Genomic DNA, 12,101 nt, shown 5'->3' on the forward strand with positions numbered 1-12,101 from the left:
GTGCGGTCTGCCGGCTGCGGGTCAGCCGTGACTGTTCGCCCCTTTGGGGCGCTGCACTGCTGCCGTAGACCGGCCGGTCGTGGAAGAGTGCTCGCACACCGTGAACCAAGCGCCCGTACCGCTCGTATCCAGCCAAAGGAGGGCCACCACGACAAGCGTTCATTCATCAGCAGCCGCTCTGAATTTCCCCATGCGTCACGTTGTTATATCCCTCACCACGCCGTCCCTCCGGATTTCAAAGAGACATTGCCTAGAATTTGGCCCGGACACGACACTCAGAGGGGAGCGGTGACCGTGCGACGGGACTTCAAGGAGCCTGGCAGAGGCCGCCCCGACCTGGTCATCGGCAGGGAGGAGCTGGTCACAGCCGCGCGCGACCAGCTGGCGCGCGGCGGCAGCGTGCTGCTCCACGGCCCCGCCGGAATAGGAAAGTCGACCGTGCTGCGGGCATTGGCCGCGGATTACGGCGACCCGGCGCGCACCGTGTTGCGCTGCTCGGCGACCGAGTCCGAATCCCACCTCCCCTTCCTCGCCCTGGCGGACCTCTTCGGTCTGGTCCTGGACGAGATCTCGGACAAGCTCCCGCTCGCCCAGCGCACCGCCCTGGAGTCGGCGCTCACCGGCCGCGGTGAGTCGACCCTGCAACGGGACGGTCTCGCCCTGCGCCTGGCGGTCCTGTCCGCGCTGCGCGCGCTCGCCGCCGAGGGCCCGGTGCTGCTGGTCGCCGACGACATGCAGTGGCTCGACTCGGCCAGCGCCGAACTCCTCGGCTTCGCCGCCCGCCGCCTCGGCGACACCCCCGTCCAGCTGCTGTGCGCGGTGCGGACGGAGGGGCAGGAGTACGACCGTCATCTACGCGCGTCCCCGCCCGACACCCTCGCCGTCCGGCTGAACCCCCTCTCCCGCGCCCAGGTCTCCGCGCTGCTCGACCACCGCGGCTACACCGACCTGCCCCGCTCCACGGTCCGTGAGATCCACCGCACCAGCGGCGGGAACCCGTTGTTCGCCCTGGAGCTGGGCCGCGCCCTCGGTGAGAACCCGACCCCGCCGCGCCCGGGCGAGCCGCTGCCGGTGCCGACCTCGCTGCGCGCCCTGGTGCTCAGCCGCATCGACATGCTCTCCGCCGAGGCCCGCCGCACCCTCCTGGTGGCCAGCGCGGGCGCCCGTCCCACCCTGGCGCTGCTGCACGCGGCCGGCCGGGAGAACGCCGAGGCCGAGACCGCGCAGGCCGCCGAGCTGGGCCTGCTGGCGACCGAGCCCGACGGCCCCGCCGTACGCTTCGCGCATCCGCTGATCTCGGCGGCGCTGTACGCGGAGGCGCCCGTGCAGGAGCGCCGGGCCGCGCACGCGGCGCTGTCGACCGCCGCCTCCGACCCGATCGAGCGGGCCCGCAACCTCGCCCTGGCCACCATCGGCACCGATCCGGAGGTGGCCGCCCGGCTCGCCGAGGCCGCCGCGCTGGCCCGCGACCGCGGCGCCCCGTCGGTCGCCGCCTCGCTCGGACTGCTCGCCGCCCGGCACACCCCGCAGGACGGCTCCCCCGCCCCGGACGAGCGCCGGCTCCAGGCCGCCGAGGACGCGATCACGGCCGGCGAGGTGGACCTGGCGCGGGACATCGCGCGCGAGGTGCTGACCCGGGCCACCGTGCCCGCCGAACGGATCCGGGCCTGGGAGGTGGTCATCGAGGCCGCCGGGCAGGCGCTCGGCGACGTCGACGCCGTCTTCCCGCAGGCTCTGGCGGACGCCGGGGACGACCCCCGGCTGCTCGCCCTGGTCCACTACCGGCTGGGCTGGCGCAAGCTGATCGTCGAGGGCGACTTCGCCGAGACCCGGCGGGAGGCCGCGCACGCGGCGGAGCTGGCCGCGCGCGGCGGCGACCGGCGCACCGAGCTGATGGCGCGCTCCTTCCAGGCGCACACGGAGACCCTGATGGGCCATCCGGACGCGCCCGCGACCATCAAGCGGGCCATGAGGGAACCCCAGGACCCGTATGTGGCGTGCCATCACAACGGCGTCGGCGCGGCCCGGTTCCGCTGGCTGCTGATGAGCGACCAGCTGCCCGAGGCCCGTTCGACCATCACCGCGCTGCTGCGCGAGGTGCGGCGGCGCGGCATGGTCGAGAGCGAGGTGCACTTCCAGCGTTTCCTCGCCGAGACCGAGCTGCGCTCCGGGCACTGCGGCCGCGCCCTGGACCTGGCGCGCGAGAGTCTGCGGCTGGCCCGGGACTCCGGGATCGGCCTCGGCGCGTCCGCGATGCTCGCCTCGCTGGCCGAGGCGTCCGGCGGTGACGTGGACCGGGCGCTGGCGCTGGCCGGGGAGGCCGCGCGGCGGGCCGAGGAGGACGGCGACCAGATGTACCTCTCGCGGGCGCTGGCCGCGACGGGCCACGCCCAGCTGGTGTCCGGGGACCCGGCGGGCGCGGTCGCGGCGCTGCGCCGGGTGCGGGAGCTGGAGCAGGGCCTGGGCATCACCGACCCGGCCCGTGGCCGCTGGCAGGGCGATCTCGCCGAGGCGCTGGTCCGGGTGGGTGAACCTGGTGAGGCGCAGGACGTCATCGACGTCACCCGCGAGCACGCGCTGCGGCTGGGCCGGGAGAGCGTCCTGGCCGTACTGGACCGTTCGGAGGCGCTGGTGCGGGCGGCGGACGGCGACCTGGAGGCGGCGCTGGCCCGGCTGACGTCCGTTCAGGACCGGCTCGCCAAGCTGGGATACGGCCTGGAGGAGGCCCGGGCGGCCTTCGCGCTGGCCCGGCTGCGCACCGGGCGGCCGGGTCCGACGTCGTACGACGAGGCGGCGCGGCTGTTCCGGCGGTGCCGGGCGCTGCCCTGGCTGCGCCAGGTGGAGGCGGCGGCCTCCGCGGCGGCCGCGGCGGGCACCGCCGGGCCGGCGGCGGCCGCTGCGGGGTCCGTGGCGGCCCCCGCCCAGGACGCGCTGGAGGGGCTGGCGTCGATGGAGCGTCAGGTCGCCGCGCTGGTCATGGAGGGGGCCACCAACCGGGAGATCGCGGCGCGGCTGTTCATCAGCGTCAAGACGGTGGAGGCGACGCTGACCCGCGTCTACCGCAAGCTGGGGATCCGCTCACGGGTGGACATCGTCCGGCTGGCGGCGGGGCGTCACGCGAAGTGAGGCGGGCGCGGGTTAACTGCCCTTCGCGGGTTCCTTGGGAGACGTCTCGCAGGCGCCTGTGGGTTCCCTGGGAGGACCGAGGGTTTTCCCTGCGCCAACTCCCTTAGGGGGTTCCCTCATTGGGGGAGGGTGCCGTGGGCCCCTAGCGTTCGGGATGTGCCGCTCGCCCGGGCACACGGGGGTCGGTCCCGCGACCCCCGTGCACCACCCCCCACACCCGCGCGACCCCCACCGGCAACTCCCCCCACCGAGGAGACGAATGTTCGGGCTCAACCGCGCCAAGAAGGCCGCCGCCCTGGTGGCGGCCACCGCCGCCGCCGCGGCGACCGCACTGCTCAGCGCCCCCACCGCTGTCGCAGCGCCCCAGCCGATCGTCGGCGGTACGACGACGACCACGACCACGTACCCGTTCATGATGCAGATCACGGACGCGTCCCAGAACCAGTTCTGCGGCGGCACCCTCGTCTCCGCGACCAAGGTGGTCACCGCCGCCCACTGTATGGTCGGCGAGACCACGAGCAGCGTGCGGGTCGTCGGCGGACGCACCTACCTCAACGGCACCAACGGCACGGTCAGCCGGGTCAGCAAGATCTGGATCAACCCGGACTACACGGACGCCACCAATGGTGACGACGTGGCCGTCCTGACCCTGTCGACCTCGATGCCGTACACGACGGCGTCGTACGTCTCCTCCTCCGACACCGGTGTGTACGCGGCCGGCACCACCGCCCGCGTCCTCGGCTGGGGCACCACCTCGGAGAACGGCAGCTCCTCCAACCAGCTGCGGACCGCGACCGTGCCGATCGTGTCCGACTCCAGCTGCCGCACCTCCTACGGTTCCGACTTCGTCGCGACCGACATGGTTTGCGCCGGATACACATCCGGCGGCGTAGACACCTGCCAGGGCGACAGCGGCGGTCCCCTGCTCATCGGGGGCGTCCTGGCAGGTATCACTTCTTGGGGCGAGGGCTGCGCGGAAGCGGGGTACCCGGGTGTCTACACCCGGCTGACCACCTTCTCCAGCCTGGTGACCGCACAGGTCAACTCGTAACCCAGAAGAATCCCCGAGCACCCCTCGGGTGCCTCGGGTGAAAAACCAGGGGGCGCTGCGGGCCTCCACGAGCGGCCCGCAGCGCCTCCTTTCCATGTCCTTTCCATGTCCTTCGCATGTGTCCGGCTAGTCCCGTACGACGGTCCCGAACCGGATGTCGTACGGCGTCCCCGGGTACAGCGCGCGCAGCATCCGCTCGCCCTCCTCGGTGACCTCGGCCCGCTGCTCCCTGGTGAGACGGCCGAACGGCTCCACCACGAGTGCGTCCTCCTCCAGCTTCCACAGGCCCGCCAGGAAGCCGTCGACGAGGAGCGTGCGGTAGGCCTGGTTGCCCTGCCAGCTGCGGCCCCGGTACTCGGGCGGTACGACCCGGGTGCGGTCGGCGTGGGAGAGCAGCAGGTTGTCGAACTCGGGGAGGAAGCGGGGCGGGGCCGGGGTCTCGGGGTCCGGGCGCGGCGCGTCGGGGAGATCGAACAGTTCGACGCCGTGTTCGTCCCGGAAGGTGAGCAGCTCCGGGCGCAGCCGCTCGAAGGCCTCACGCAGCCGGGTGAGTCCGGCCCAGGTCTGCATGTCCTTGACGGAGGCCGGGCCGAAGGCGGCGAGGTAGCGCAGCACGACGGTCTCCGGTGCGGGCGCGGGTTCGGCGGGCCGGCCCAGCCAGTGCTCGGCGGTGGTGAGGACGACCTGTCCGCTCCTCCCCCACAGTCCGCGCGGGGTGACCTGGACGAGGGGCAGCTTGCAGCGGGCGGCGACGGCGAGGGCCTGCGGATCGGCCTGCGGCCACCGTGCGCAGAGTGCCTCGCGCAGCTGTTTCATGGTGCGCGGCTCGTCCTCGACGAGGTCACGGGCGAGGGCGGCGAGCCGGTCGAGGTCGACGCCGGCGAGTCCCTTGCGGAAGTTCGTCAGCTCACGGTCACGGGCGGGCTGCACGAACGGCCGCAGGGTGACGCAGTCGTCGGCGGTGTGGGTGTGGATGGTGGAGCGCATGGTGACGATCCGGACGGCGTCGCGGCCGGCCATCAGCGCCGACAGATCCTCCGGGGCGAATCCGTCGAGGCGGGCGGCGAGGGCGTGGTAGGGCGGCTTCACGTTCTGCGCCTGCAGACCCAGGAGATGTGTGACGGCCCCCTCCACCGACATCCCGGCGAGCCGCAGCAGCAGCTGCCGCCCGAGCGTCGCCCGATTGAGGTCCCGGGCCCCGAGCACCGGGGCGGCTCCGGCAGCCCCGGACGTCATCGTCTTCTTGGTCATGCGGGCAAGCTAGCGGCCCATTAGGACAGTATCTGTCCGCAACGCGCACGGGGCCCTGGCCGGGCGGGGTGGGTGGGGGGATGGGTGGGGGGATGGGTGCGTCAGGAGGACGGGGCGGCACTGGACCGGTGGATGGTGTATGCCCGGGATATCCTGCGCTGTGATCACTGAGAGGTAGGCCCGACCGGACGCAGACACGATCGACTCGACCGAGAGGCAGTCGCGATGCCCCAGCGCCGCAGAGCCCGGAATTCGGTATGGCGCCGCACCCCGCCCCCACCGCAGCCGCCGGGGCCGTCCCCGCAGGCGGAGCCTTCGGATCCGCGGTCGTCCGAGGCGGGCGAGGTCGCGAGCGTGGTCCAGTCGGTGCTGTACCGCGACGGCGTGCGGGTCTACGCCCCCGCGACCCTCGCCGAGACCTTCCGCGCACTGCGCGAGCAGCCGGCCGGCATGGCGTGGATCGGTCTCGCCCGCCCCACCGAGGCCGAACTACACTCCCTGGCCACCGAGTTCGACCTCCACCCGCTCGCCGTCGAGGACGCGAAGGAGGCCCATCAGCGCCCCAAGCTGGAGCGCTACGGCGAGACCCTCTTCGTCGTCCTGCGCGCCGCGCGCTACCTCGACGCGCCCGAGGAGATCGACTTCGGTGAACTGCACGTCTTCGTCGGCCCCGATTTCGTCATCACGGTCCGCCATGGCGCGCCCCCCGACCTTTCGGCGGTACGGCGCCGTATGGAGGAGACCCCGGAACTGCTCGGACTCGGCCCGGAGGCGGTCCTCTACGCCATCCTCGACGCCGTGGTCGACGGCTACGCGCCGGTCGTGGAGGGCGTCCAGAACGACATCGACGAGATCGAGACGGAGGTCTTCGGCGGCGACCCCGCGGTGTCCCGCCGTATCTACGAACTCTCCCGCGAGATGGTCGAGTTCCAGCGCGCGACCCGCCCTCTGGTCGGCATGCTGCACGGCCTGATGGCCGGCTTCTCCAAGTACGGCACGGACGAGGAACTCCAGACCTACCTCCGCGACGTCGCCGACCATGTCACCCACACCAGCGAACGCGTCGACGGCTTCCGCCAGGCCCTCACCGACATCCTCACCGTCAACGCGACCCTGGTCACCCAGCAGCAGAACGCGGAGATGCGGGCACTGGCGGAGGCGGGCTTCGAACAGAACGAGGAGGTCAAGAAGATCTCGAGCTGGGCGGCCATTCTGTTTGCTCCCACACTCGTTGGGACTATTTACGGCATGAATTTCGAGCACATGCCCGAGCTGGGATGGAGCTTCGGATACCCCTTCGCGATCGGCTTGATGGGGATGGTTTGCGGGAGTTTGTACGTAATTTTCAAGCGACGGGACTGGCTCTAGGGTCAGGCCCTTGCGCGGACTCCGGACGTGGAGTGGTGGTCCTGGGGACGTGTCTCAATCGGTGCCGGGTTGGACGAGTTTGAAGACAAGGCTGGCGGCGGCCCGTTGGGCGGCTTGACGCAGGCGCATCGGGGCCGGGCGGGGGAAGAGGGTTTCGGCGTGGGTGCGGTTGACGGCCTGGAGGACACCGGGATCGACACCGCTGTCGAGGCCGTTGGCGAAGTACTGGCTCGCGATGGCGGGGGCGAACGGCCAGTCGCTGCCGAAGAGGACGTGTCCGGGGCGGGCAAGAGCGAGCAGCGTGGGCAGGGCGGCGGAGCTGGAGGACAGCGCGGTGTCGTAGTAGAGGCCGCGGAAGTCGTCCAGCACGATCAGCAGGAGTCCGAGCGTGTCGGTGAGCAGGTGCCGCTTGCGACCGTTGATCTTCTTGCCCGCGTCGAGCCCGCGTGAGTCGAGGGCGACCGTGGCGTCCGCCCTGACCGACTGGGAGTCCACCACGAGCTCGGTCACCAGCCCCGGGTCCCGCCAACGGGCGAAGAAGGGGTAGACCTGCGGCCAGGGCGGGAAGTCCGCAGGCATCGCCCGCCACTTGATGCCGTTGTCGACGAGGTCGCGCACCGCGTCAATCATCTGCCGGTGGCAGTAGCCCTCCGGACACCCGCCGCGGCCCGCTGGCCGGCCCGGAACCGGCAGCAGCTCCCTCATCAGAGCCCATTCGGCATCGCTCATGTCCGAGCCGTACCGGGGCCGGCGAACCGGCCGGTCCACCGCGTTCCCGTATCTGTGAGCTACCAAGAGGCCCTTCTTGCATGCCTTCACACCGAACAACTCACCCGAACCAGGACGCCGTTCGAACCCTCACCAACCACACGAGCGGATAGAGAACGGCCGGTGAGAGGCCCTCCACTCAGTACGGCCGCTGAATCTGGTGCTCTTCCAACGCCGTGGAGTAGCGGGTCAGCAATGCATCGAGATGCTCCAGCAGAAGGCCGGCGGACTCCCCCGCCTCAGCCAGGTCGCCACGTTCGCAGGCCTCCGCCAACTCGGCCACGTCGCTGCGAAGGATGTGCAGGGAGTCGCCCTGGACCAGCGGACATCAACGACGGGGTACACAGGCGACCTTGGGTAGTCCTGCATGGCACAGCCGTACCCGCAGAAGGGCTCCATGGAGACTGAATGGGTTCCGCGGTCATGGCGACTGATGACGAGAGCGTCGTCGCGGACGGCGACCGCCCGATCAGCGTGGTCCGGAGCCGCATACTCCATACCGATACCGATACCGATACCGAGCTCGGCCCGGCTCCCACGCGAGCCTGCCGGAAGGGCACCGCGCCCCGGGGCCCAGGATTCCGCCGCGCACTAGGATTCCACCATGATCCAGAACGGTGAATCGATGCGTGGTGGTCTGTCGACGGTGCGCCGTGAGGGCGAGACCATCCTTAGGCCGTGGCGCGTGTGGACCCCCGCGGTGCGGGAACTACTGCGCCACCTGGAGCAGGTGGGATTCGCTGGCGCGCCGCGCGCCCTGGGTGACGGTCCCGTGGACGGCCACGAGGTGGTGTCGCTGCTGCGCGGCGAAGTCGGGCTGTCTCCGTGGCCACGGGCGCTTCTCGCGGACGAGGGGATCACCGCGCTCGGGCGGTGGCTGCGCGATTACCACGAGGCCGTACGCGACTTCCACCCCTCCGCTCAGGCCGTCTGGTGCGACCCAGACGCCCGCTGGCGCCCCGGGCTGATCATGCGCCACGGCGACCTCACGAGCTGGAACTCGGTCTGGGCGGACGACCGTCTAGTGGGCGTCATTGACTGGGACCTGGCCATCCCCGGCGATGCGTTGGACGACCTCGCACAACTGGCCTGGTACAGCGTGCCTTTGCGGCTTCCCGACCGTCAGCGCAGGGTCGGCTACGGCGCAGCCGGCGCGCCGTTGGCACGACGGCTGCGGCTGCTCTGCGACGCCTACGGTGCGGACTCGGCCGACGTACTGGACGCGCTGGCACGGTTGCAGCGCGCCGAGACCGAGCGGATAGCGCGCCTGGGCCCGCTCGGCGCGGACCCCTGGGCGGCGTTCCTGCGGCAGAACTTCATTCCGGACATCGAGGAGGAGCGCGCGTGGGCGCTGGCCCGGCGCGAGGAACTCCTCGGCCACGCCTGACGCGGCACATTCCATGCCTTGACCGGCCATCGGCGTTCCCAGGCACCTGGGTGACGGCCGAGAACGCGATCCCCGCCGCGGTCCCGGTCCAGCCGATGGGAGGGCCGAGCAGGACCCTCATCACCGCGAGCGTCTAGTCCATGACCAGGTGGATAGACAGCGCCGTGGGCGAGCACGCCACGACTCGGCAAATGCCGGCCCATCGGCGTCACGCTCGGGACGCCCCTGCCCTGCTGCCTCCCTGTCCTTCTGCCAGCAATGATCCGCTCAGACGTGGGAAGCGAACACGGCTGCCGGCATCACGTCGTCACCCCTGATGGCTTCTCGAAGAGGCCGGGGCCGAAGACGCTTGACACCGGCAGACCCGCCGACGCCCGACCTTTGAGGAAGACGTGTCATGGACGCTTCGGAGAGGGGATCAGCCCAGGCGCACACGACCGTCCATGAAGCCCGGAAGGACTCCCGCCCGCGTCGATGATCCGGACGCCTGCCCCCGAAGTCTCCGCTTCCGCTTCACACCCTGTCCTCCTGGGAGTGCGGCGTGATGTCGAAGCCGGGGGCACCCGGGACCGCGTCGACGGCCCGTGGGTGTCGGCTGCGCGGGGCGGTCCGAGTGCGCCGGTCCGGTGGCACGGCGAAGTGACCCCACCTCGGATCTTGCGGTGCCAGGGTGGATGTGATCGTGGACCGGCCCGCGTTACCCCAGGTTGTCGAGTTTCTCGTAGAAGGGCGGGAGGCCGTCTGCGAGCCTGTCGGGGGCTTCCCGCCGCATAGTGGCCGATCCCGTCGAGGGAGAGAGTGCTGACACCTCGCCTTCGCGGAGCATCGATCGATACAGTCCGGCCGCTCCGTTGAACGCGCCGGGTCGCGCGTAGGAGCGGGCGGGTTCGTCGATGTCGTCGTCGGTGAACGCGTCAGGGGTCACGCAGAGCGACGGGATCGCGTACTGCGCGAGGAATGCCCGTTCTCGTCCGGCGAGCAGCATTTCGGGCAAGCCCGGGGCGGCGAGCACGCCGATGTGCCAGGCGCCGCCGTGGGCGACGTCCGCGAGCTTTTCGACACCGGACCCGGGCAGCCCGGTCTCGATCGCCGCATAGCTTCGCACGAGGTCGGGGCGTGTGGCGGTGACGCGGAACGTGGTGGGGCCGCTGATGTCCTGGCCCGTGAGGTGGACGGGGCCCGCGTCGAGCTGCGCGATCAGTTCACCCGGCCGCTCGGTGTACTTCCACTCGGATCCCGAGCGCACCCCCGCCTCGGCGATGTCCAAGTCCCGTTCTGTATGCACGTCCCACACGCGGGCGTCCGGCTCTGCGTTGCCGCCGCTGAGCTGGAGGCTGCCCGGAGCCTGCTCCCCGTCACTACGGGTGCGTGGCCCCGGCGTTGTGTCCGACGCTCCCGCCTGCCCGCGGTGGGTCAGGGACAGGTGGTGGTGGACTGGCCGCGCAGGTAGGCCACGCCCCAGTTCTCGACCTTGACATAGACCGGGGTCGAGTAGCCGCGCCTGTCGTAGGTCATGTGCCATTTCTTGCCGGGTGTCTGCAGTTCCACCAGGTAGCACCAGCCGGCATCCACCTTGAAGGCGTCCCAGTCCTGGCCGCTCGGCGTGCGGGTGCCGTTGCTCAGCCAGCGGGTGTTGGCGAGCGAGACGCAGCCTGTGCTCGCCGTGCCCGTGGTGCCCGAGTCACACGTCCAGTCGCGCACCGCCAGGGCCAGCACACCCGAGTAGTTGTAGGTCTCCGAACAGCCGAGCACACTGCACGATGTCCCGGCCTGAGCGTGCGGCGCCGGAGACAGCACGGCGAGTCCCACTCCTGCGGCGAGAGCGGCTCCGGCCTTCATCGCCCATGTCCTTGCCCTGCTCTCCATCTGTTCTCTCCTTCGTCCCTCACTGCGGGCGCCGCACCCCCTGCGCTCCGCTCGGCGGCGGGCTGCGGTACACCCCAGATGGTGCGGTACGAGCCTTGCGAAAACCTTGCGGTCCCGCCGCCGACCTCGGGCGGTACGACGGCAATGTGGGTGAGAGACCGGCTGAACGCCGGTGACGCGACGAGGACTTCGCCGACTGGTACGCGCGCGACGTGCGCCCGGGTCTCTCGCCGGCCCAGCTGGCCACCGTCTGCATGTTGCAGTTGACCCCCCACGGGTGGCCTGCGCCGATCGCGCTTGCCGGATGCGACGCCACCACGCCGGACGCTTGAGCCGGCTCGCCACCGACACCCAAGACCGCATAGTCACAGGTCAAGGCGACCTGATAGCAACTTCAAGAAGATCTCGTCGTGGGCGGCGATCCTGTTCGCGCCCACGCTGGTCGGCACGATCTACGGCATGAACTTCAGCCACATGCCGGAGAAGGGCACCCGACCGCGCCCGGTGCGGGTCGGGTGCCCTTCTCCGCGTGTGACGCCATGACACCGTTATGCCGCGCAGGCCCGGACGAACGCGTCGGCCAGTTCGGCGGGGCGGGTGAAGAGGGCCTCGTGGCTGCCGGGGGTCTCGATCATCAGCGGGTTCTTCAGGCGCTGGGGGAAGCGCTCGGCCCAGTGCCACTCACCGGGGAGGGAGAGGTCCTCCTCGGACAGGACGTACGCGGTCGGGATGTCCAGCGCGTAGAACGCGCTCGTGTCCGGCTTCTCCGTGAAAGTGCCGAGCGGCTGCGGCACAAGAAGGGAGTGGACGATCCGCTGTGTCTCGTCGTCGGCGTCCTGCATGAACGCCTGCTGGAACACCTCGAACGGGAAGGTCACCCCGTTGTTGCCGGAGGCAGCCGCCACGGCGCGGAACATCTCGCCGTAGTGCGGCGGGCACGCGTCGATCAGCGACTCGCCGTCGTTGGGCACGAACGCGCTCCAGAAAACCAGTCTGCGCAGCCGGGAGGCCAGCCGGGGCGCCGCGCCCACCAGCACGTAGCCGCCCCAGCTGTGGCCGACCAGCGTGACGTCCGTCAGACCGGCGTGCTCGACGTACTCCACAAGGCCGTTCACACAGTCGGTCAGGGTCACGTCGCGCGGGTCGTCGCCCTCGCCCAGTCCGGCCAGCGTGGGGGTGTGCACCTCGTGCCCGGCGGCCCGCAGCTCGTTCGCGACGGGGCGCCAGGCCCATCCTCCGTGACAGGCGCCCGTCACCAGGACGAAGGTCTCGCTCATGCCGATC

The 12,101-nt window shown here is 71.0% G+C and carries 9 protein-coding genes and 3 pseudogenes; 5 read left to right on the plus strand and 7 right to left on the minus strand.

The window, feature by feature from the left end; all coding sequences use genetic code 11:
* Positions 1-288: 288 nt before the first annotated feature.
* Positions 289-3,126, plus strand: a complete 2,838-nt coding sequence (locus tag ACFPIH_RS00735; protein WP_381166107.1) for an ATP-binding protein — start codon at positions 289-291, stop codon at positions 3,124-3,126.
* A 259-nt stretch (positions 3,127-3,385) separates the two neighbouring features.
* Entirely contained in the window at positions 3,386-4,177 is a 792-nt protein-coding gene (locus ACFPIH_RS00740; RefSeq protein ID WP_381166109.1) for a S1 family peptidase, read from the plus strand.
* Positions 4,178-4,303: 126 nt separating this feature from the next.
* On the opposite strand, the gene ACFPIH_RS00745 is transcribed toward ACFPIH_RS00740, so the two are convergent.
* Positions 4,304-5,428: a winged helix DNA-binding domain-containing protein gene (locus ACFPIH_RS00745; protein WP_381166111.1), complete on the minus strand. Its 1,125-nt coding sequence runs from the start codon at positions 5,426-5,428 to the stop codon at positions 4,304-4,306.
* A 225-nt stretch (positions 5,429-5,653) separates the two neighbouring features.
* Between ACFPIH_RS00745 and ACFPIH_RS00750 the strand changes: the two genes are divergently transcribed.
* A complete protein-coding gene (locus tag ACFPIH_RS00750; protein ID WP_381166113.1) occupies positions 5,654-6,796 on the plus strand; it encodes a magnesium and cobalt transport protein CorA in 1,143 nt (380 codons plus the stop codon).
* A gap of 54 nt (positions 6,797-6,850) precedes the next feature.
* Here ACFPIH_RS00750 and ACFPIH_RS00755 read toward each other — a convergent pair.
* The 3 genes and pseudogenes from ACFPIH_RS00755 to ACFPIH_RS00760 all read right to left on the minus strand — a co-directional run.
* Positions 6,851-7,294: pseudogene (locus tag ACFPIH_RS00755) on the minus strand (transposase); the annotation flags it as partial.
* Positions 7,295-7,354: 60 nt separating this feature from the next.
* Positions 7,355-7,525: pseudogene (locus tag ACFPIH_RS56450) on the minus strand (transposase); the annotation flags it as partial.
* A 178-nt stretch (positions 7,526-7,703) separates the two neighbouring features.
* Positions 7,704-7,886 carry a DUF6959 family protein gene (locus ACFPIH_RS00760; RefSeq protein WP_381166665.1) on the minus strand — a complete coding sequence of 61 codons (183 nt, stop codon included), beginning with the start codon at positions 7,884-7,886 and terminating at the stop codon, positions 7,704-7,706.
* A 282-nt stretch (positions 7,887-8,168) separates the two neighbouring features.
* Here ACFPIH_RS00760 and ACFPIH_RS00765 point away from each other — a divergent pair, with 282 nt between their 5' ends.
* Positions 8,169-8,951 (plus strand): phosphotransferase, encoded by a 783-nt coding sequence (locus tag ACFPIH_RS00765; RefSeq protein WP_381166117.1) that lies wholly within the window; start codon positions 8,169-8,171, stop codon positions 8,949-8,951.
* A 697-nt stretch (positions 8,952-9,648) separates the two neighbouring features.
* Here the strand turns inward: ACFPIH_RS00765 and ACFPIH_RS00770 are convergent.
* Both ACFPIH_RS00770 and ACFPIH_RS00775 read right to left on the minus strand, forming a co-directional pair.
* Positions 9,649-10,218, minus strand: a complete 570-nt coding sequence (locus ACFPIH_RS00770) for a hypothetical protein (protein ID WP_381166119.1) — start codon at positions 10,216-10,218, stop codon at positions 9,649-9,651.
* Positions 10,219-10,364: 146 nt separating this feature from the next.
* Positions 10,365-10,817, minus strand: coding sequence for a hypothetical protein (locus ACFPIH_RS00775; RefSeq protein ID WP_381166121.1), 453 nt, complete (start codon positions 10,815-10,817; stop codon positions 10,365-10,367).
* A gap of 297 nt (positions 10,818-11,114) precedes the next feature.
* Between ACFPIH_RS00775 and ACFPIH_RS56485 the strand changes: the two are divergent.
* Positions 11,115-11,300: pseudogene (locus tag ACFPIH_RS56485) on the plus strand (CorA family divalent cation transporter); the annotation flags it as partial.
* Between the two features lie 65 nt (positions 11,301-11,365).
* Here ACFPIH_RS56485 and ACFPIH_RS00785 read toward each other — a convergent pair.
* A complete protein-coding gene (locus tag ACFPIH_RS00785; RefSeq protein WP_381166123.1) occupies positions 11,366-12,094 on the minus strand; it encodes an alpha/beta fold hydrolase in 729 nt (242 codons plus the stop codon).
* Positions 12,095-12,101: the final 7 nt, after the last annotated feature.

Source organism: Streptomyces vulcanius (genome assembly GCF_042653945.1).
In the GTDB taxonomy this organism is placed as follows: Bacteria; Actinomycetota; Actinomycetes; order Streptomycetales; family Streptomycetaceae; genus Streptomyces; species Streptomyces mangrovi.